Here is a 20,371-nt window from a genome sequence, read left to right on the forward strand (position 1 = left end):
TTGACAATAGTTGATGATTAGTTATTTATAACAAAAGATTAAAATAAATAAAAAAATCACCATCGACTAATGCTAGTCAACGGTGATCCATGTTTTATAGTAAGCCTTTACCTTTAGTAGCTTTTTTCATATCTTCATTTAATTTTTCAAAGAATTCTTCATTTGAATTTGTCGTACGTAATTTTTTCATGAAGCGCTCCGCGAAATCAGATGCGTCCGAGAATGTTTTACGAATTGCCCATAGCTTTTCAAGTTGCTCAGGCTCAAGCAGAAGCTCTTCCTTACGTGTACCTGAACGGCGGATATCAAGCGCAGGGAAAATACGACGCTCTGCTAATTGGCGATCAAGATGAAGCTCTAAATTACCTGTTCCTTTAAATTCCTCATAAATGACCTCATCCATACGAGATCCAGTATCCACTAAAGCTGTCGCTAAAATTGTTAAGCTACCGCCTTCTTCAATATTACGTGCAGAACCGAAGAATCGTTTTGGTCTATGGAATGCAGCAGGATCAATACCGCCTGAAAGCGTACGACCGCTCGGAGGAATAACTAAGTTATACGCTCGTGCTAAACGTGTAATAGAGTCCATTAAAATAATAACATCACGCTTATGCTCAACTAAGCGGCGTGCACGTTCTAATACAATTTCTGCAACTTTCACATGATTTTCTGGAACCTCATCGAAAGTCGAGCTCACTACATCTGCATTCACAGAACGTTCGATATCAGTTACTTCCTCAGGGCGTTCGTCAATAAGTAAGACAATTAACTCTGCATCCGGATAATTTGTTGTAATAGCATTCGCGATTTCTTTTAATAATGAAGTTTTCCCTGCCTTTGGTGGTGCAACAATCAATCCACGTTGCCCAAAGCCTACAGGTGCCACTAAATCCATAATACGAGTCGATAAATTACGTTGTGTTGTTTCAAGCTTAATTTGACGATCAGGATATAAAGGCGTTAATGCTGGAAAATGCACACGTTCCTTTGCTACTTCTGGGTCTTCGCCGTTAACAGCATCCACCTGTAGTAGTCCATAATAGCGTTCGTTTTCTTTAGGTGGACGTACTTTACCAGATACCTTGTCCCCATTTCGTAAGTCAAAGCGACGAATCTGAGACGCAGAAATATAAATATCTTCTTTACTTGGTGAATAGTTAATTGGTCGAAGGAAGCCAAAGCCCTCTTGCGAAACAATTTCTAGTACACCTTCCATAAAGAAATAACCCTCTTGCTCTGAACGTGTTTTCAAAATAGCAAATATTAATTCTTTTTTCGTTAGCTTGCTATAATATGAAATTTTGTATTGGCGTGCAAGGGCGTAAAGCTCTTTTAACGTCATGTTTTCTAATTGAGCGATTGTCAATGTAGACATATGCACAACTCCAGTCTTTTTCAAAATATAATTGCTGTTTTTGGGGTTAACAAAGAAGTTTTTTTACGATAGGCTACCTATCAGCTTGAAGCAGAGCGATAGGTATTTGAATTAACTATGCAAAACAATGAAGAAGCATAATATAGCCTTATAAAACTATGGGATGGTTGAAAATTTAGAAGAAGGTACCTAGCGCAAAAAAGATGCACTAGGTATATTTTAGAAGAAATTTTTATTAATAGCTAGGTTTTTTATCAAGAGCGTGTCGACCTTCTACAAAACGCACAGTTCCAGATTTCGCTCGCATAACAACTGAATGTGTTAATGCATAAGCTCCTTTATACTGCACACCTTTTAAAAGCTCACAATCTGTTACAGCAGTCGCTGCAAAAATAGCATCGTCACCTTTAACTAGGTCATCTAAATAAAGAACTTTATCTACATCTACACCCATTTTTTTGCAACGTTCTAACTGTTCTTCATCTTCTGGGACTAGCTTCGCTTGGAAGTCTCCACCTAGACATTTTAATGCAACAGCTGAAATTACACCCTCTGGTGCACCACCTGTACCAAACATAATATCAATGCCAGTTTCATCAAAAGCAGTATTGATAGCTGCTCCAACGTCGCCGTCTTGAATAAATTTAATACGTGCCCCAGCTTCTCGGATTTCATCAACAATTGCTTGGTGACGTGGTCGATCTAAAAGTGTAGCTACTACATCTGAAATATCTTTATTTTTAGCTTTTGCTACCTGTAATAAATTATACGTAACAGAAGCGTTAATATCTACCTTACCTGCTGCTTCCGGTCCTACTGCAATTTTCTCCATGTACATATCAGGTGCGTTTAACAGATTACCTTTATCTGCAATAGCAAGAACTGTCATTGCACCATTTGTACCCTTCGCTACAATATTTGTACCTTCTAATGGGTCAACGGCGATATCTACTTGAGGACCTCCATTACGTAGGCCAAGCTCTTCACCAATATAAAGCATTGGTGCTTCATCCATTTCGCCTTCACCAATCACTACTGTAGCATGCATTGGAATTGTATCGAACATCACGCGCATCGCTGTCGTCGCTGCATCATCTGCCTCAATTTTCAAACCACGACCCATCCATTTCCCGGATGCGATTGCTGCTGCCTCTGTTACTCGTACTACTTCCATCGATAAACTACGTTCCATTGTTTTATTTGCCTCCCGTTATCGGCATATTTCTTCGCCGAAACATTCAAATTACCTCTATTGTAACATAGTTAGTTCAAAACTTTTAGCTCTCATTATTCCTTTGCCTCTGCTACACGGGCCATTATTGTTTCACGTCGAATATCAGCGCCTAAATCACGTAATTTCTCAATAAGTGAGCTATAACCACGCTCAATATGATAGATATCATGAATTTCCGTTTCGCCTTCAGCTAAAAGGCCTGCTAATACTAATGCGGCACCAGCACGAAGATCTGTAGCTGTTACAGTTGAACCATGTAATTTGCTAGGACCTGTAATAATAGCTGTATTTCCTTCAACACGTGCATTGGAATTCATACGACGAAGTTCATCAATATGCTTAAATCGAGCTGTATAGATTGTATCTGTTATCTTTGAGGAACCAAATGCTTGAGACATTAAAACAGAAAGTGGTTGCTGAATATCAGTTGGGAATCCAGGATACACTAATGTTTTCACATCAACGGCGTGCAATGTGGAGAGATCCGTTTTTGGCACAAAAATACTTTCTTCACCGATTTCAATTTTTACACCCATTTCACGAAGCTTTGCAATAATAGCCTCTAAATGCAATGGGATAACATTATCAATTGTAATGCCTTCACCTAAAGCGGCAGCCATAATCATAAATGTAGCAGCTTCAATACGATCCGGAATAATCGTATGCTCCGTACCATGAAGTTCCTCTACGCCTTCAATACGGATAACACTTGTACCTGCACCTTTAATATTAGCTCCCATGTTAGTGAGAAGAGTAGCTACATCAATAATTTCCGGTTCTTTTGCTGCATTTTCAATAACCGTACGTCCCTTTGCAAGGACTGCAGCTAACATAATATTAATTGTTGCGCCAACACTGGCAACGTCTAAATATATTTTTGCGCCAATTAATTCATCAGCACGTAAATAAATTGCTCCATGCTCATTAGTGATTTTCGCACCTAATGCCTCAAAGCCTTTTATATGTTGGTCAATAGGACGTGGCCCTAAGAAACAGCCTCCTGGTAAACCAATCACAGCTTTTTTAAAGCGGCCAAGCATTGCTCCCATTAAATAATAGGAGGCACGAAGCTTTTTCACGTTGCCGTTTGGTAATGGCAAAGCAATCATTTCTGTCGGATCAATGGTCATTATGCCATCCTCAAATGAAACCTCTCCACCAATTTCTTCTAATAATGCCTTTAACGTCCATGCATCAGAAATTTCCGGTATCCCTCCAATTGTCACTGGAGAGTTCGCCAAAATTGATGCTGGAATTAAGGCGACTGCACTATTTTTTGCACCACTAACTTTTATTGTACCCTTTAGACGATTTTCGCCTGTAATTTTATAAACATCCATTTCGCGTTCTCCCTCATGATTGGAAAGTAATTTTTTCTGCAATTGGCTCACTATATAATCTTATTATTTGCCTTTTCTCTTATTCCAATCCGTTAAAAATCCTTCAATTCCTTTTTCCGTTAATGGATGATGGAAAAGTTGCTTTAATACTTTAAAAGGAGTAGTTGCAATATGTGCACCAGCAAGTGCTGCCGCTGTTACATGCTGCGGATGACGAATAGATGCAGCGATAATTTGCGTATCGATATTATGAATTGTGAAAATATCTGCAATCGTTTCAATTAGTTCTACACCGTTTTGACCTATATCATCTAGACGACCGATAAATGGTGATACATATGTAGCACCCGCACGAGCAGCCATTAATGCTTGGTTGGCACTGAAGATTAATGTTACGTTCGTTTTAATACCTTTGTCTGCAAAGAAGCGACATGCCTCTAATCCAGCTGGAGTCATTGGCAATTTAACTGTAATATTCGGAGCAATTGCTGCCAATTCTAAGCCTTCTTTAATCATACCTTCCGCATCTAGAGCAATTACTTCCCCACTCACTGAGCCATCTACAAGCTCTGTGATTTCACGAAGTCGATCATGGAAAGAAACGTTCTCTTCTTTAGCAACTAACGATGGGTTTGTCGTAACACCTGATAAAATACCCCATGCGTGTGCTTCTTTAATCTCTTCAAAGTTTGCTGTATCAATGAAAAATTTCATTATATTCCCTCCTGATCATTGTTTGGCTTATTGCCATAACGTAGAGTTGATTTCCGTTCCACCTGGGCGCTTTCCTATGGCCGTTCAGTTGGATTGAAAATCAACTACTATACATTACATTCGTTTTCACACAAATGCCATCCCCAACTTTTGGTGATGAACCTTATATTTACTTCTTTCAACGAGTAAACACCCGCTGAAATAAAGGAACTCAGTCTTAGAACGCCACGTCCTGTGGCAATTTATCTGTACGAAAGCGTAGCGTCAGCACTACGCTTTCGCGCAATAAATATTTGTTGACCTAAAGCCTCCGGGGAATTCACGGAATTTATCATTTCAAAAACAAGAGAAGGTCGATAACAGCATCAACACTTCTCTTATTTGTGTATTCATCTGTGCTTTTGTAGCATTTTAGATACAAAAATTATGCTTTTTGCGCACTACCAAATTCACGAATTTTCCCGATAACTGTTGATTTAATCGCTTCACGTGCTGGAGCAAGGAATTTACGAGGATCATAAACAACTTTATCATTATCAAGAACTTCACGGATTACTTTAGTAGCAGCAATTTGATTTTCAGTATTGACGTTAATTTTTGCTGTACCTAATGAAATCGAGCGTTGGATATCTTTTGTTGGAATTCCTGTACCACCATGTAATACTAATGGTAAATCTGCTAATTTAGAGATTTCTTCCATTTCTTTAAAACCTAAATTTGGTTCTCCTTTGTAAGGACCATGTACAGAGCCAAGTGCTGGTGCTAAGCAATCGATATCTGTTAGCTCAACCATTTTACGGCATTCCTCTGGATCAGCGTACATAATACCACCAATAACGCCATCCTCGTCGCCACCCACTGTGCCAAGCTCAGCTTCAACAGAAACACCTTTCGCATGAGCGTACTCAACTACTTTTGAAGTAGTCGCAACATTTTCCTCAAATGGATAATGAGAAGCATCAATCATAACCGAAGTAAATCCTGCATCAATTGCTTCTTTACATTTTTCAAAGCTTGAACCATGGTCAAGATGAATAGCTACAGGTACTGTAGTGCCATAAGATTCCATCAAACCTTTTACCATGTGTACAACGGAGATGAATCCGCCCATATATTTACCTGCGCCTTCAGAAACGCCTAGAATAACTGGAGATTTTTCTTCTTCTGCTGCTTGTAAAATTGCTTGAGTCCACTCAAGATTGTTGATGTTGAACTGACCAACCGCATAACCTTCTGCTTTTGCTTTAATTAACATCTCTTTCATAGATACTAATGCCATACTAAAAATCCTCCTCTTAGGACTATTCTTTTACATAGATATGCTATTTAATCATAGCAAAAACAAAGTAACCTGAAAAGCATTTCAGGTTACTTTGTTTTCTGCACGTAAGCGAAGTAGAACGCAGCGGCAGTGCATAACCGTAGTGTAATGTAACGGAACGAAGGTTTCAGCCTCTGAAAAGCAGAGGCTGTTATTTTCTACGCGAAAGCGGAGTGCAACGTTAGCGACAGCGCCTTCTTTTCTGCACGTAAGCGAAGTAGAACGCAGCGGCAGTGCACAACCGTAGTGTAATGTAACGGAACGAAGGTTTCAGCCTCTGAAAAGCAGAGGCTGTTATTTTCTACGCGAAAGCGGAGTGCAACGTAGCGACAGCGCCTTCTTTTCTGCACGTAAGCGAAGTAGAACGCAGCGGCAGTGCACAACCGTAGTGTAGTGTAACGGAACGAAGGTTTCAGCCTCTGAAAAGCAGAGGCTGTTATTTTCTACGCGACAGCGTCTTCTTTTCTGCACGTAAGCGAATGTTATGGTGATGACTTATATATTTTGGCAGCTAGTGAATATAAAACGGTAGAAAATTACTAAAAATCTTATAACAATCATGAAAAACAGGCGGTGTTGACCACTGCCTGTTTTTCTATACTTTTAATGTTTTATTCACTTCATCTCGCACTTCAAAAATATCAAAAGGCTTAGTAAAATATCGGATTGCTCCTAAATCTAATGCCTCCTGTACAACGTCCAATTCACCATATGCAGTCATCATGAATACTGGAAGTTGTGGCCACTTCTCTTTTAAGCGCTTTAAAATTTCTATGCCATCCATCCCTGGAATTTTCATGTCTAATAAGACACAATCCATTTCCTCCTCAGCATATTTCAGCGCTTCCATACCATTTGCAGCTAAATATGTAACATAACCTTCTTTTTTCAACACTTCATTTAAAAGCAAACGAATTCCTGGTTGATCATCGACAATTAGTAATCGTTTCACATTTCATTCCGCCCTTTTTGAGTTATTATTCTTACACAAAACTTCCTATATTATGTATTATTCTCCTTTAACCTCTTAATACCTTCTAGTATTATAAATTATCTGCTTTTGCTTTATACTCTTATCATACCTATAATATTGATTGAGGTGGGATCATGTCAAAAATTCTAACAACACAATTAAGTGGATTGTTACAAAGAATAACACAAACTGAAGAGGAAGCTATTGAAGAAACAGCGCGATTACTTGCACAAGCGGGTATTGGTGAAGGCAATGTCTATTTCGCATGTTTTGGCGAAATGCAAGTTGTCGAATTAAATGCATGCCAAGCTGTTGAACGTTTTACCAAGTTAGTCCCTTGGACAAAAGATACAGTGATCACCGAGGCTGATCGTGTATGCATTTTTACACGTAGTGCACACGATGAGGATGCATTAGCCTTAGCACAGCAATTAAATAATCAGTTTATTCCATTTGCAGCAGTTGCTAGCGAAGTTGATAACTCTGAAAATCCATTAGCAGATTTAGCGTATACGTATATTTCAACACGCATGCGCGGTGGTTTATTACCGAACGATTTAGGCAAGCGCATAGTCGTGCCACATGCTATTGCTGCCCTTTTTGTTTATGAAGCAGTAAAAATTGCGTATGATGAAATGCTTGGCCTTGATGACGAAGAGTTGTAAAGAATCTAACATTACAGAAATGCTTTGAAGATTTATCGAAACAAAATCGCTCTTTATTGAAACTATTTGAGCTTTTATGGAAACAAAATCTCATTTTATCGAAACATTTTGGACTTTTATCGAGAAACAAGTTCTCTCTATCAAAAAAAGAGTTGTCTCAGCACTTGAGACAACTCTTTTTTCATTATTTAAATGTTGCTCCGATAAAATCACGGAACAATGGCTGTGGACGGTTTGGTCGTGATACCAACTCTGGGTGGAATTGACATGCTACGAAGAAATTATTTTCTGGTAACTCGATAATTTCCACTAATTTACCGTTAGGACTTGTACCTGAGAAGACAAGACCTTCAGCTTCCATCGCCTCACGATATTCATTGTTAAATTCATAACGATGGCGGTGACGTTCATAAACAAGTTCTTGACCATAGGCTTGGATTGCCTTTGAGCCTTCTTTTAACTTACATGGATATAAACCTAAACGTAATGTACCACCGATGTCTACACTGTCGTTTTGATCTGGTAGGAAATCGATAATAGGATATTCTGTTTCTGGATCAAGCTCTGTAGAATGTGCTCCTTGTAAACCAAGTACGTTACGAGCAAATTCCACTGTTGCAAGTTGCATACCTAGGCAAATACCTAAGAATGGTACATTATTTTCACGAGCATATTGTGTCGCTAAAATTTTACCTTCAACTCCACGATCACCGAAGCCGCCTGGAACTAAAATTGCGTCAGCACCTTTTAATAGTGAAACAACATTGTCAGCATTCACGTGTTCTGCATTGATCCAGTCAATCTCAATATCAGAATTAAATGCATAGCCTGCATGCTTTAATGCCTCTACAACAGAAATGTAAGCATCTTGTAGCTCTACATATTTTCCTACTAATGCTACTTTTCGTTTATTTGGTAAGCTCTTCACTTTTGCTACAAGCTCGCGCCATTCTTCCATATCCGCCTCTGGAGCTTCAATGCCAAAATGGTCAAGCACGATATCATCGATATCTTGTGCATGAAGGTTTAGTGGTACTTCATATAAATGTTCTGCATCACGAGATTCGATAATTTCGTGTGGCTGAACATCACAGAATAAAGCTAATTTTTCTTTCATATCCTGTGGCACTTCTTGCTCTGTGCGTACAACGATAATATTTGGTTGAATACCTAAAGAACGTAATTCTTTTACAGAATGCTGAGTTGGTTTTGTTTTTAGCTCACCCGCAGCTTTAATATAAGGAATAAGCGTACAGTGAACATACATCACATTGTTATGACCTAAATTCGTTTTCATTTGGCGAATTGCTTCAAGGAATGGTAATGACTCAATATCCCCAACTGTTCCGCCTACTTCTGTAATAACTACGTCCGCATTTGTTTCGCGACCAGCTCGTTGAATACGATCTTTGATTTCATTTGTAATGTGAGGAATTACTTGTACTGTTCCACCGTTGTAATCACCGCGGCGTTCTTTTTGTAATACAGACTGATAAACACGTCCTGATGTTACTGTAGAATGTTTTCCTAGGTTAATATCTATGAAACGTTCGTAGTGACCTAAGTCTAAGTCAGCTTCTGCGCCATCATCTGTTACGAAAACCTCACCATGCTGATAAGGACTCATTGTACCTGGGTCAATATTGATATATGGGTCAAATTTTTGAATCGTTACTTCTAATCCACGATTTTTTAATAAACGACCTAGAGATGCTGCTACAATCCCTTTTCCAAGTGAAGACACAACCCCACCTGTTACAAAAATATACTTCGTCATGAAAAAATTCCTCCTTATGTTGTTCTAGAAATTACTAGTAAGAAAAGTGCATTCACGCCCTAAGCTAAGTAATCTTGAGCATTGGTGCAAATGTCTCTACGGCCTAAGAAATTGATATTTCTTATCCCTAAAATAAGAAAAGCCGAGAATGCCTACAAAATTGTAGTCGATTCGAAGCTGTAATCGTTTCTATCTCTTTTCTACTTTCCTTTTAAAAAAATCATCCTAACATATACGCAGTCACCGATTATTATACATCATGAATAATTTAGAGCATTTATATTCATTCCGTAGCTATAAACATGGGAGAACTTGACTGAATATAGTTAAAAAAATAAAAAAACGCTCCTCCTGCATAGGTTTGCAGGGGGAGCGTATTACATACACGGTCTTTCTCCTTTAATTAAGGAGCCCAAGTAAAAGATTAAACGGAACCGCGATAGAAGTCAAGATTTTTTACTACAAGGATAAAAGAAAGAAAATTTCAAAGAGTAATTATCATCGATTATGCGTCGGCATAATTACGTCCGGAATCGGCTTATTTCAGAAGTTGTTTGCTGAAATAAGTTAGATTTCGTCCTCTTCTTCAAATTCTTCTTCATCTTCATCAGTAAAGTCCTCGTCGATTTCTTCATCGATGTCCTCTATATCTTCTTCTTCAAAATCGATATCTTCTTTATCAGCTTCTTCTTCATCTAGATCATCTTCTTCTTCAACGAATTCTTCATAATCTTCATCGAAGTCAATATCTTCTTCATCTAGATCTTCATCTAAATCATCTTCTTCTTCAACGGCAGCTTTAGATTTTTTCTTATGAGTTTTAACAGATGGAGCTGTTTCTTCTTCAATCTGTTCAACTTTATACCATTCACGTAAGCCCCAGCCTGTTTCTTGATTAAATAAGAAGCGGCCTTCTACATTTAAATCTGTGTAAAATTGTAGTAGGCGGGCTTTCATTTCTTCATCACTATAGCCCACAAGCTCTTGCATTATTGTTAATAAATCATTAAAAGACACTGAGGCACGTTTTTCATTTAAAATTGCATAAGCTAAGTTAATTAACGATTCTTCCGCTAATTGTTCTTTTGTCATTTCACGAAAATTCATTCGTGCACTTCCTTTCTCTCATCACAATGGACGTTTTAAAATTCATATAGCTTTATTTTCGGAGCGCAGCAAAAAAAGGCCGCACAAAAGTAACTTCCCATCATAAGCATAATACCCATTATATACAAAGTATTATCCTCATTGCTAGCTTCAATTACTGTTTTTTATATCACGCATTTTTTTTATCCCCATGTAAAACAAATAGACAGATAATAATAGTAAAGGAACAGCGCCAATTTGCTTATCATACAGGAAAATAACTCCTACCACCAAAGCTAAAATAATGATGTAGTTAATTGCCGATTTCATCATCTATTGCGCCTCCCCTTTTTTTACATTTCTATTATAACGGAAATAAAAAGAAGTGCCTAATCCTAAGACTAGACACTTACAACTACACCAACATTTTGTACAAAATGGAATAATTGTTATACAGCAAGAAGATCGTTACATATTACGACGATATTGTCCGCCTACCTCGTATAAAGCATTTGTGATTTGCCCTAAGCTAGCGACTTTGACAGTTTCCATAAGCTCCGCGAAAATATTACCGTTGTTTACAGCTACTTGTTGTAAACGAGCAAGAGCCGCTTCGTTCTCTCCTTCATGTTGCTTCCAGAAGGCTTGTAAATTATGAATTTGCGTCTCTTTTTCTTCCGTCGATGCACGCGCAATTTCCATATTGTTAATGTCATCTTCTGAAGGTGGATTCGGATTTAAGTATGTGTTTACACCAATGATTGGTAACTCACCTGAATGCTTTAGCATCTCGTAGTGCATAGATTCCTCTTGAATTTTACCACGTTGATATTGTGTTTCCATTGCACCTAGTACGCCACCACGATCATTGATACGATCAAACTCTTCAAGTACCGCTTCTTCTACAAGGTCTGTTAACTCTTCTACGATAAACGCCCCTTGTAATGGATTTTCGTTTTTCGCTAAGCCATGTTCCTTCGTAATAATCATTTGAATAGCCATTGCACGACGTACAGATTCTTCCGTAGGCGTAGTAATGGCCTCATCATATGCATTTGTATGCAATGAATTACAGTTATCCTGTAATGCCATTAACGCCTGTAACGTTGTGCGGATATCATTAAAATCAATCTCCTGTGCATGCAAACTGCGTCCAGATGTTTGGATATGATATTTTAATTTTTGTGCTCGTTCATTGGCGCCGTACTTATCACGCATTACAACTGCCCAAATACGACGGGCTACACGTCCAATAACCGTGTACTCTGGATCAAGTCCGTTAGAGAAGAAGAATGATAGATTTGGCGCAAAGTCGTCAATATTCATTCCTCGACTTAAATAATATTCCACATACGTAAAGCCATTTGCTAATGTGAAGGCCAATTGTGATATTGGGTTCGCACCAGCTTCGGCAATATGGTACCCAGAAATAGATACTGAGTAATAATTACGAACTTTATGATCGATAAAGTATTGCTGAATATCTCCCATCATTCGTAACGCAAACTCTGTTGAGAAAATGCATGTATTTTGCCCTTGGTCTTCTTTTAAAATATCTGCTTGCACGGTTCCACGTACAACCTGTAATGTTTTCTCTCGTGTCTCCGTAAATTCTTCTACTGATAAAGGTCGACCAAGTTCTCCCTCACGTAGTTTCACTTGCTGATCAATAGCCGTGTTCATGAACATCGCCAAAATAACCGGTGCTGGACCGTTAATTGTCATTGATACTGAAGTTGATGGTGCACATAAATCAAAGCCTGCATAAAGCTTTTTCATATCCTCTAGCGTACAAATTGAAACACCCGATTCTCCAACCTTTCCATAAATATCTGGTCGGTAATCTGGATCCTCTCCGTATAACGTTACTGAATCAAATGCTGTTGATAAACGTTTTGCATCATCATCTTTCGATAAATAATGGAATCGTTTATTCGTACGCTCAGGCGTTCCTTCACCAGCAAATTGTCGCTTCGGATCTTCACCTTCACGTTTAAATTGGAATACCCCCGCTGTATACGGGAATTCACCAGGTACATTTTCTCTATAAACCCAGCGTAAAATTTCACCATAATCTACGAATTTCGGCAAGGCAACTTTAGGTATTTTTGTACCTGAAAGGCTTATTGTCTTTAAAATTGTTCGAATTTCTTTATCACGAACTTTCGTGACAAATTCGTCTCCTGCATACGCTTCTTTTAAAGCATGCCAATTGTCCAATATACGTTTAGACTCAGCCGTTAATTCATCTCTAACGCCTTCTGCTAAAGAAGTGAGAGATGCGATAAGTGCATCATTTGGCGCTTTTTCCTTAACCGCTGCAATAGCTCCCTCTAATTGGAATAGACGACGAGCAAATTCTACCTGTTGCTCTGATTTTTTATGATAGCCACGCACAGTATCTGTCAGTTCTCGTAAATAATAACGACGATTGTTTGGAATGATAACATCTTGCTTTTGCGTTTTCGCAAATTGCTCATATCCCGTTTCCCAATTACTTCCTGTCTTCATATTAATGATATTTATTAATGCAGCAAATAAAGCATTCGTTCCTTTATCATTAAATTGACTGGCAATCGTACCGTACACAGGCATATTATCAAGTGATTCATCCCAAAGCTCACGTGAACGTTGATATTGCTTCTGCACTTGACGTAGCGCATCCTCAGAGCCTTTGCGTTCAAATTTATTGATGGCGATTACATCCGCAAAATCAATCATATCAATTTTCTCAAGCTGTGTTGGAGCACCAAACTCACTTGTCATAACGTACATGGATAGATCCGTGTATTTTGTAATCTCGGCATCACCTTGGCCAATACCGCTTGTTTCAACAATGATTAAATCATAGCCCGCTACACGCGCTACATCTAGCACGTCCCCAATTGAAGCCGTAAGCTCTGTACGAGATCCACGAGTTGCTAAACTACGCATATATACTCGATTATTAAAAATCGCATTCATACGAATTCGGTCACCAAGTAAAGCCCCACCTGTTTTTTGCTTTGTCGGATCGACAGAAAGAATAGCTACGCGTTTATCCGGAAACTCCTTTAGGAAACGACGAATTAATTCATCCGTTAAGGAAGATTTACCCGCACCACCTGTTCCTGTAATACCTAATACAGGTGTTCCTTTTGAGCGTTTGCGAGCTTCTTCTAGCATCTTTTTCGTTTCTTCATCATCATTCGACTCAGCAGCAGTTATTAAATTTGCTAATATTTCTGGTGTTTCTGTCGTTATGGCATCCAACTTTTCTTGATAGTTACCTGTAGCAGTTGGGAAATCAGTCCCTTTAATTTTCTCATTAATCATCCCTTGTAACCCTAAGACACGACCATCCTCCGGCGAGAAAATCCCTGCAATCCCGTAAGCATGTAGCTCTTTAATTTCACGTGGTAAAATAACACCACCGCCGCCACCATAAATTTTAATATGTGGCGCCCCTTTTTCACGCAACAAATCATACATATATTTAAAGTATTCCATATGTCCGCCTTGATAAGAAGATATCGCAATGCCTTGAGCATCCTCTTGTATCGCAGCATTTACGACTTCTTCCACGGAGCGATTATGTCCTAAATGGATTACCTCTACACCGCTTGATTGTAAAATACGTCGCATAATGTTAACCGAAGCATCATGTCCATCAAAAAGACTCGATGCTGTAACAAAACGTACGTGATTTTTTGGACGATATACTTCTACCTTTGTCATATGAAATCCCCACTTTCTCCCCTTAATGTTCTTTATCTGCTCATCTTCATAACGTGGGGTTGATTTCCGTTCCGACTGGGCGCTTTGTTGCTGTCGCTTCGCTTTCGCACAGAAAACATTTGTTGCTGTCGCTTCGCTTTCGCACAGAAAACATTTGTTGCTGCCGCTTCGCTTTCGCTACAGAAAACATTTGTTGCTGTCGCTTCGCTTTCGCACAGTCAAAACATTTGCTGCCGCTACTTTAACACTTCGCTTTCGCACAGAAAACATCCGCAACGCTGCAGGGTCTAGGGCCAACACGATGTTGATCACGAAGGCGTTATCACAGGATGTGATGCTTTTAGCATTCGTTCCTCTATCGCTGATCCCCGAGAAGTCGCCCAGTCTCCACTCCAATCAACTTATTTACATCGCATACGTTTTTACCAAAAACTATCCCCTACTTTTGGTGATGAGCTTTTTTATACATCAATTTCGCCTTGGCGTAATTGCGTCCGGATTTTGAAATGTGCGGGCACAAGTCATTCCTTTCAAAATCCGTGCCATCCGCCGGAGGCTTTAGGCCAACATGATGTTGGTCACTCAGTCGTTGCCATAGGACGTGGCGTTCTTAGACTGAGTTCCTCTATTTCAGTAGGTGTTTGGACACCCAATGAAAAGGATCCACATCGGCATTTATCTCCTCACCTTCAAAGATCGGCGTCAACTGCTGGATGAAGATAAAAAAAGTCGGTAATTGCAATGTCGCACTATGCAATTACCGACAACCCCTTTACGGAACTTATTTGAACCCCTTTATGCCTGAAATAAACAATGTTATTTGCATTTCAATAAATTCGTCAATAGAGTGCTGACGATGGAGCGCCCATTTACGGAATGCCCAGCTTTGTCCAGAAACGACTAAGTTATTTGCTGCCAAGTGAATTTGTTGATCCGTCATCGTTATTTCACCTGATTGCACACAGCGTTGTAGTAATCGCTCAAAAGTACCAACCATTTCAAACTCTTTACTAAATACATAGCGTTGTGCTTCTTTTGATAATGATTTAGTTTCCTGATACATGATTGTCATCTCATCAACCATACTATCAATTTGCAAGAAATACTCTCGAATCATTTCCTTTAACTCTTCTATAGTTCCTGCCTTAATCTCATAACTTGAAAGTCGCTCCATCGCCTGGTGATAAATACTATCACATACAAGATAAAGGACATCTTCCTTAGTACGAATATATTCATATAATGTTCCGATACTAAAGCCTGCAGCTTTTGCGATTTCTCTCGTGGTAGCACGATGAAAACCTTTTTCTTTAAATAATTTAATGGCTCCCTCTATCATTTGTTCTCGACGAATGGCGATGAGATTTTCATCTTTTACCGTCGACTGTACTTGGGGTCTTTTATCTCTTTCTGTCATACGTTATTTTGTCAACATACGAGAGATAACAAGTCGTTGAATCTCTTGTGTACCTTCATAAATTTGTGTGATTTTTGCATCACGCATGAAGCGCTCAACAGGATAATCTTTCGTATATCCATACCCACCAAAGACTTGAACCGCCTCAGTCGTTACATTCATCGCAGTATCGCCAGCCATTAATTTTGCCATTGCAGATGCTTTACCATAAGGTAGACCATTTGATTCCAACCAAGCCGCTTGGTATGTAAGCAGTCGAGATGCTTCAATTTGAGTTGCCATATCCGCTAGTTTAAAGGAGACACCTTGGTTAGCAGTAATCGGTTTACCAAATTGCACGCGCTCTTTACCGTATTCAACCGCTGCATCCAATGCGCCTTGTGCAATCCCTACAGCTTGTGCCGCAATACCATTACGTCCTCCATCAAGTGTTGTCATCGCAATTTTAAAGCCTTCTCCCTCAGCTCCAAGCATGTTTTCTTTCGGAACGCGACAGTTATCAAAAATAATTTCAGTTGTAGGAGATGAACGAATTCCTAGTTTTTTCTCCTTCTTCCCTACCGAGAAACCTTCAAAGCCAGCTTCAACGATAAAAGCAGTTGTGCCATGTTTAGCTTCTGGATCTGTTACTGCAAATACAACATATGTATCTGCTACTCCACCATTGGTAATGAAAATCTTCGAGCCGTTTAAAATATAATCATCACCATCAAGTTTTGCATATGTTCTCATGCCACCAGCATCAGAGCCTGATCCTGGCTCTGTTAAGCCATATGCACCGATATGTTTACCTTCTGCCATTGGACGAAGATATTTTTGTTTTTGTTCTTCCGTACCGAATTTAAAAATCGGCCATCCAGCAAGTGAAGTATGTGCTGATAAAGTTACCCCTGTTGAGGCACATACACGTGATAATTCTTCTACAGCAATGACATATGCAAGATAATCAAAGCCTGCACCACCGTATTCTTCTGGCCATGGAATACCTGTTAACCCTAGCTCCGCCATTTTATCGAAAATTGCACGGTCAAATTCTTCGTTCTCGTCACGTTCAGCTGCTGTTGGTGCTACTTCATTAATAGCGAAATCACGAATCATTTCGCGTAATTGCTCATGCTCTTCTGATAATTGAAAGTTCATTGTCCATTTCCCCTTTTCGTTAGACTCTATTAGTGCTATATTGTTGATTTCAATTTTTGATAATGTTCCTGCTATATTGCTTCGAGAAACTGAGCAAATTTTGGTTACCTGATCCGTTCTTCGAGGTACCTAGGCGATTCATTGCATGACCTGATCGGTTTTCCAGGTTACCCGAGCGTTTTATTTTAGCAATCGACATCCGACATCATCCTTGAAAAATCAACAATGCAACAAACATCAAACCTTATTTAAGTAAATGTTTACTAATGACTAGCTTTTGAATTTCACTTGTACCCTCGTATATTTCTGTCACTTTTGCATCTCGGAAATAACGCTCTACTGGATAATCTTTTGTATAGCCATAGCCACCAAAAATCTGTATAGCGTCTAGCGCTGTTTGCACTGCTGTACGAGAGGCAAAAAGTTTTGCCATCGAGGCCTCCGCTCCACACGGTAACCCTTTTGTGCGTAAATCCGCTGCCCGATAGACTAATAATTTCACTGCTTCTACAGCAGTCGCCATATCAGCAAGCTTGAAGCCAACACCTTGTTGCGCTGCAATAGGCTTTCCAAATTGAACACGTTCTTTGGCATATGCAGTGGCTGCCTCTAGCGCTGCTTCAGCAATACCTAGAGCTTGTGCTGCGATTCCAATACGTCCAACATCTAAATTGGCCATTGCAATTTTAAAGCCTTCCCCTTCCTCCCCAAGAAGGTTTGCGGCTGGAATGCGACAGTTGTCGAATGTTAGTTGAACTGTACGTGAGCCGTGTAAGCCCATTTTATGTTCATCTTTACCTACGATTAAGCCCTGAGTTCCTTTTTCAACAATAAATGCTGAAATACCATGTGTTTTTTCAGTAGGTTTCGTTGAGGCAAAGACAATATAAACATCCGCTTCTCCACCGTTTGTAATAAACACCTTGGAACCGTTGATGACATATTCATCTCCATCTCGCACCGCTTTGGATTGTAAAGAGCCAGCATCTGAACCAGCGCTAGGCTCCGTTAAACAAAATGCCCCTAAATATTCACCTGCAGCAAGCTTTGGAACATAACGTTTCTTTTGTTCATCGTTGCCGAAATAAATAATGGGATTTGTTCCAACCGAAGTATGCACAGATAAAATAACCCCCATTACTGCGCTAACCTTCGATAGTTCATTGATAGCAATTATGTACGATGTAAAATCCATCGCTGAGCCGCCTAATTCCTCAGGCGCCGTAATCCCCATTAAACCTAATTCTCCCATTTGTGCAAGGAGCTTACGCGGAAACTCTCCTGCCTCCATTCGTTCTACCCACGGTTCGATTTTATCCTGAGCGAAATTACGAACCATATCACGCATCATTATTTGTTCATCTGTAAATTGTAAATGCATCTATAATGTCACCCCTGTAAGTTGTCCCGTAGCATTACACTTCGTTGTGAATAATCCCATCCCCATAGGATTATTCGTAAACGTAAAAGCCTCTTCCAGATTTTTTACCTAGCCATCCTGCTGCCACATATTTACGAAGCAATGGACAAGGTCTATATTTACTATCACCTAAGCCCTCATGTAAAATCTCCATGATGGATAGACATGTATCAAGACCAATGAAATCTGCTAATGTTAATGGCCCCATCGGATGATTCATTCCGAGCTTCATTACATCATCAATAGCTTCTTTCGATGCTACACCCTCATACAATGCGTAGATCGCTTCATTAATCATTGGTAATAAAATACGATTCGAAATAAAGCCTGGGAAGTCATTTACTTCCACTGGCGTTTTTGATAATTTTACTGTCATGTCTTCAACCGCTTTGTAGACTTCATCACTTGTAGCTAACCCTCTAATAATTTCTACTAGCTTCATAACAGGTACCGGATTCATAAAGTGCATACCAATTACTTGCTCTGGACGATTTGTTACAGCTGCAATTTCCGTAATTGGTAAAGATGATGTATTCGTAGCTAAAATGGCATGTGCCGGTGCTATCTGATCAATTTGCTTAAAGATGGATTGTTTTACTTCCATATTTTCCACTGCTGCCTCGATGATAATATCTACATCACTAGCATCCTGTAAATCTAGTGACATATTAATACGACCTAGAATGGCTGCCTTCTCTTCCTCAGTTTTACGACCCTTTTCGACATCACGTGTCAGGTTTTTCGTAATGACTCCCAAACCACGTTCGAAAAATTCTTGCTTCATGTCGTTCAGTTTGACATCATAACCAGCTTGTGCACAAACTTGTGCAATGCCGGAGCCCATTTGCCCAGCACCAATAACCATTACTTTTTGAATTCCCATCATTCATGTCCCCCTGTTTTCGGTACTTCAATCATAATTGCATCGCCTTGCCCTCCACCTGAGCAGATAGCAGCAATTCCGATACCACCGCCACGGCGCTTTAATTCATGAGCAAGTGTTAAAATAATGCGTGCTCCAGATGCTCCGATTGGATGACCTAGTGCAACTGCACCACCGTTAACATTGACCTTTTCAGCATCTAAATCCGCCAACTGCTTGCTAACAAGAGCTACAGCTGCAAATGCTTCATTGATTTCGATCAAGTCAATGTCAGCTAATGATTTCCCCGTCTTTTTCAGTAATTTGTTAATGACAAGCCCTGGTGTTTGTGGGAAGTTCTCTGGCTCAATAGCAACCTCTTCATGGCCGATAATAACCGCAAGTGGCTCTCTGCCTTCACGAGTTGCACGTTCCTCACTCATTACTACTAAGGCACATGCACCATCGTTAACGCCAGGTGCATTACCTGCTGTAATTGTTCCATCCTTGTCAAAGGCTGGTTTGAGTTTTGCAAGTACCTCCATTGATGTACCAGCCCTTGGTGCCTCGTCTGTATCGACTTGAAGCGGTTCTCCCTTACGTTGTGGAATTTCCACAGGCACGATTTCTTCAGCAAAGTAACCTTTTTCAATTGCTGCTAGTGCACGTTCATGACTGCGAACCGACCAAGCATCCTGCTCCTCACGGCTTAACGAATATTCTTTCGCCGTTGTATTACCGTAGCTTCCCATATGCGGCCTTGCCTTATTAAAAGCACATGTTAAGCCATCATATAGCATGCCATCCACCATTGTTGAGTCGCCCATGCGTAAGCCTGTTCGACCATTTTGTAGATAATACGGTGCATTGGACATGGACTCCATACCACCAGCGATCATTACTTCTTCGTCCCCTAATCGAATTAGCTGATCTGCTAGTGTTACAGCACGCATCCCTGACGCACAAACCTTGTTAATCGTTTCTGTTTTCACTGCTATTGGTAAATTTGCTTTGATCGCAGCCTGCCTTGAGGGAATTTGGCCCTGTCCCCCTTGTAAAACGGAGCCTAAAATTACTTCATTCACTTCATCAGGCGAGATATTCGCTTTCTCAAGTGCCCCCTTTATGGCGATTGCACCTAAGTCACTTGCACTTAATGCTGATAGTGAACCTCCAAACTTACCAAATGCAGTTCTTGCTCCTGCTAAAATTACAGCTCTATTCAAGTAAAACACCCCTTTTGTTTTACGTTTCCAGAAGAAGTATTGGAAGCTTCTATGTTGACTGAACGCTCGCTCGACCTCTAGCTATGAAAAATGGGAGTTTA

16 protein-coding genes are annotated in these 20,371 nt (G+C 39.8%); 1 reads left to right on the plus strand and 15 read right to left on the minus strand.

What is annotated here, in order from left to right; genetic code table 11:
- Positions 1-94: 94 nt before the first annotated feature.
- From rho to C7Y47_RS13220, 6 genes are all read right to left on the minus strand, one after another.
- Positions 95-1,378 carry a transcription termination factor Rho gene (gene rho / locus C7Y47_RS13195; RefSeq protein ID WP_142509198.1) on the minus strand — a complete coding sequence of 428 codons (1,284 nt, stop codon included), beginning with the start codon at positions 1,376-1,378 and terminating at the stop codon, positions 95-97.
- A 235-nt stretch (positions 1,379-1,613) separates the two neighbouring features.
- The gene (glpX, locus tag C7Y47_RS13200) at positions 1,614-2,570 is read right to left on the minus strand and encodes a class II fructose-bisphosphatase (RefSeq protein ID WP_100546229.1); all 957 of its coding nucleotides are present in this window, start codon (positions 2,568-2,570) and stop codon (positions 1,614-1,616) included.
- 95 nt (positions 2,571-2,665) lie between these two features.
- A complete protein-coding gene (locus C7Y47_RS13205) occupies positions 2,666-3,952 on the minus strand; it encodes a UDP-N-acetylglucosamine 1-carboxyvinyltransferase (protein WP_142509199.1) in 1,287 nt (428 codons plus the stop codon).
- Positions 3,953-4,015: 63 nt separating this feature from the next.
- Positions 4,016-4,666, minus strand: coding sequence for a fructose-6-phosphate aldolase (gene fsa, locus C7Y47_RS13210; protein ID WP_142509200.1), 651 nt, complete (start codon positions 4,664-4,666; stop codon positions 4,016-4,018).
- A gap of 424 nt (positions 4,667-5,090) precedes the next feature.
- Positions 5,091-5,945, minus strand: a complete 855-nt coding sequence (locus C7Y47_RS13215; RefSeq protein ID WP_142509201.1) for a class II fructose-bisphosphate aldolase — start codon at positions 5,943-5,945, stop codon at positions 5,091-5,093.
- Positions 5,946-6,582: 637 nt separating this feature from the next.
- Positions 6,583-6,939: a response regulator gene (locus C7Y47_RS13220; protein ID WP_132360320.1), complete on the minus strand. Its 357-nt coding sequence runs from the start codon at positions 6,937-6,939 to the stop codon at positions 6,583-6,585.
- Between the two features lie 155 nt (positions 6,940-7,094).
- On the opposite strand from C7Y47_RS13220, the gene C7Y47_RS13225 reads away from it, so the two are divergent.
- On the plus strand, positions 7,095-7,625 hold the full coding sequence (locus tag C7Y47_RS13225) for a DUF2529 family protein (RefSeq protein ID WP_142509202.1): 531 nt from the start codon (positions 7,095-7,097) through the stop codon (positions 7,623-7,625).
- Positions 7,626-7,809: 184 nt separating this feature from the next.
- Here C7Y47_RS13225 and C7Y47_RS13230 read toward each other — a convergent pair whose 3' ends face one another.
- The 9 genes from C7Y47_RS13230 to C7Y47_RS13265 form a co-directional block, all read right to left on the minus strand.
- Entirely contained in the window at positions 7,810-9,402 is a 1,593-nt protein-coding gene (locus C7Y47_RS13230; protein WP_142509203.1) for a CTP synthase, read from the minus strand.
- A gap of 567 nt (positions 9,403-9,969) precedes the next feature.
- Complete coding sequence (gene rpoE, locus C7Y47_RS13235) at positions 9,970-10,509, minus strand: DNA-directed RNA polymerase subunit delta (protein ID WP_142509204.1); 540 nt, start codon at positions 10,507-10,509, stop codon at positions 9,970-9,972.
- Positions 10,510-10,659: 150 nt separating this feature from the next.
- A complete protein-coding gene (locus C7Y47_RS24945) occupies positions 10,660-10,821 on the minus strand; it encodes a hypothetical protein (RefSeq protein ID WP_185903488.1) in 162 nt (53 codons plus the stop codon).
- Between the two features lie 135 nt (positions 10,822-10,956).
- Positions 10,957-14,205 (minus strand): fused isobutyryl-CoA mutase/GTPase IcmF, encoded by a 3,249-nt coding sequence (gene icmF / locus C7Y47_RS13240; protein WP_142509205.1) that lies wholly within the window; start codon positions 14,203-14,205, stop codon positions 10,957-10,959.
- 781 nt (positions 14,206-14,986) lie between these two features.
- Positions 14,987-15,622 carry a TetR/AcrR family transcriptional regulator gene (locus tag C7Y47_RS13245; protein ID WP_142509206.1) on the minus strand — a complete coding sequence of 212 codons (636 nt, stop codon included), beginning with the start codon at positions 15,620-15,622 and terminating at the stop codon, positions 14,987-14,989.
- Between the two features lie 3 nt (positions 15,623-15,625).
- Complete coding sequence (locus C7Y47_RS13250; RefSeq protein WP_142509207.1) at positions 15,626-16,762, minus strand: acyl-CoA dehydrogenase; 1,137 nt, start codon at positions 16,760-16,762, stop codon at positions 15,626-15,628.
- A 244-nt stretch (positions 16,763-17,006) separates the two neighbouring features.
- The gene (locus C7Y47_RS13255; protein ID WP_142509208.1) at positions 17,007-18,143 is read right to left on the minus strand and encodes an acyl-CoA dehydrogenase; all 1,137 of its coding nucleotides are present in this window, start codon (positions 18,141-18,143) and stop codon (positions 17,007-17,009) included.
- Positions 18,144-18,213: 70 nt separating this feature from the next.
- Entirely contained in the window at positions 18,214-19,065 is an 852-nt protein-coding gene (locus C7Y47_RS13260) for a 3-hydroxybutyryl-CoA dehydrogenase (RefSeq protein ID WP_142509232.1), read from the minus strand.
- A complete protein-coding gene (locus C7Y47_RS13265) occupies positions 19,065-20,270 on the minus strand; it encodes an acetyl-CoA C-acetyltransferase (protein ID WP_142509209.1) in 1,206 nt (401 codons plus the stop codon). Before C7Y47_RS13265 ends, C7Y47_RS13260 begins: the two co-directional genes overlap by 1 nt.
- Positions 20,271-20,371: the final 101 nt, after the last annotated feature.

It is taken from the genome of Lysinibacillus sphaericus, assembly GCF_006864135.1.
Lineage (GTDB): Bacteria > Bacillota > Bacilli > Bacillales_A > Planococcaceae > Lysinibacillus.

Coding starts and splice junctions, on each gene's coding strand:
- C7Y47_RS13205 (WP_142509199.1), bottom strand. CDS start 3,952: ATGGATGTTTATAAAATTACAGGCGAAAATCGTCTAAAGGGTACAATA.
- C7Y47_RS13225 (WP_142509202.1), top strand. CDS start 7,095: ATGTCAAAAATTCTAACAACACAATTAAGTGGATTGTTACAAAGAATA.
- C7Y47_RS13255 (WP_142509208.1), bottom strand. CDS start 18,143: ATGCATTTACAATTTACAGATGAACAAATAATGATGCGTGATATGGTT.
- rpoE (WP_142509204.1), bottom strand. CDS start 10,509: ATGAATTTTCGTGAAATGACAAAAGAACAATTAGCGGAAGAATCGTTA.
- C7Y47_RS13260 (WP_142509232.1), bottom strand. CDS start 19,065: ATGGGAATTCAAAAAGTAATGGTTATTGGTGCTGGGCAAATGGGCTCC.
- C7Y47_RS24945 (WP_185903488.1), bottom strand. CDS start 10,821: ATGATGAAATCGGCAATTAACTACATCATTATTTTAGCTTTGGTGGTA.
- rho (WP_142509198.1), bottom strand. CDS start 1,378: ATGTCTACATTGACAATCGCTCAATTAGAAAACATGACGTTAAAAGAG.
- C7Y47_RS13230 (WP_142509203.1), bottom strand. CDS start 9,402: ATGACGAAGTATATTTTTGTAACAGGTGGGGTTGTGTCTTCACTTGGA.
- C7Y47_RS13245 (WP_142509206.1), bottom strand. CDS start 15,622: ATGACAGAAAGAGATAAAAGACCCCAAGTACAGTCGACGGTAAAAGAT.
- fsa (WP_142509200.1), bottom strand. CDS start 4,666: ATGAAATTTTTCATTGATACAGCAAACTTTGAAGAGATTAAAGAAGCA.
- C7Y47_RS13215 (WP_142509201.1), bottom strand. CDS start 5,945: ATGGCATTAGTATCTATGAAAGAGATGTTAATTAAAGCAAAAGCAGAA.
- icmF (WP_142509205.1), bottom strand. CDS start 14,205: ATGACAAAGGTAGAAGTATATCGTCCAAAAAATCACGTACGTTTTGTT.
- glpX (WP_100546229.1), bottom strand. CDS start 2,570: ATGGAACGTAGTTTATCGATGGAAGTAGTACGAGTAACAGAGGCAGCA.
- C7Y47_RS13250 (WP_142509207.1), bottom strand. CDS start 16,762: ATGAACTTTCAATTATCAGAAGAGCATGAGCAATTACGCGAAATGATT.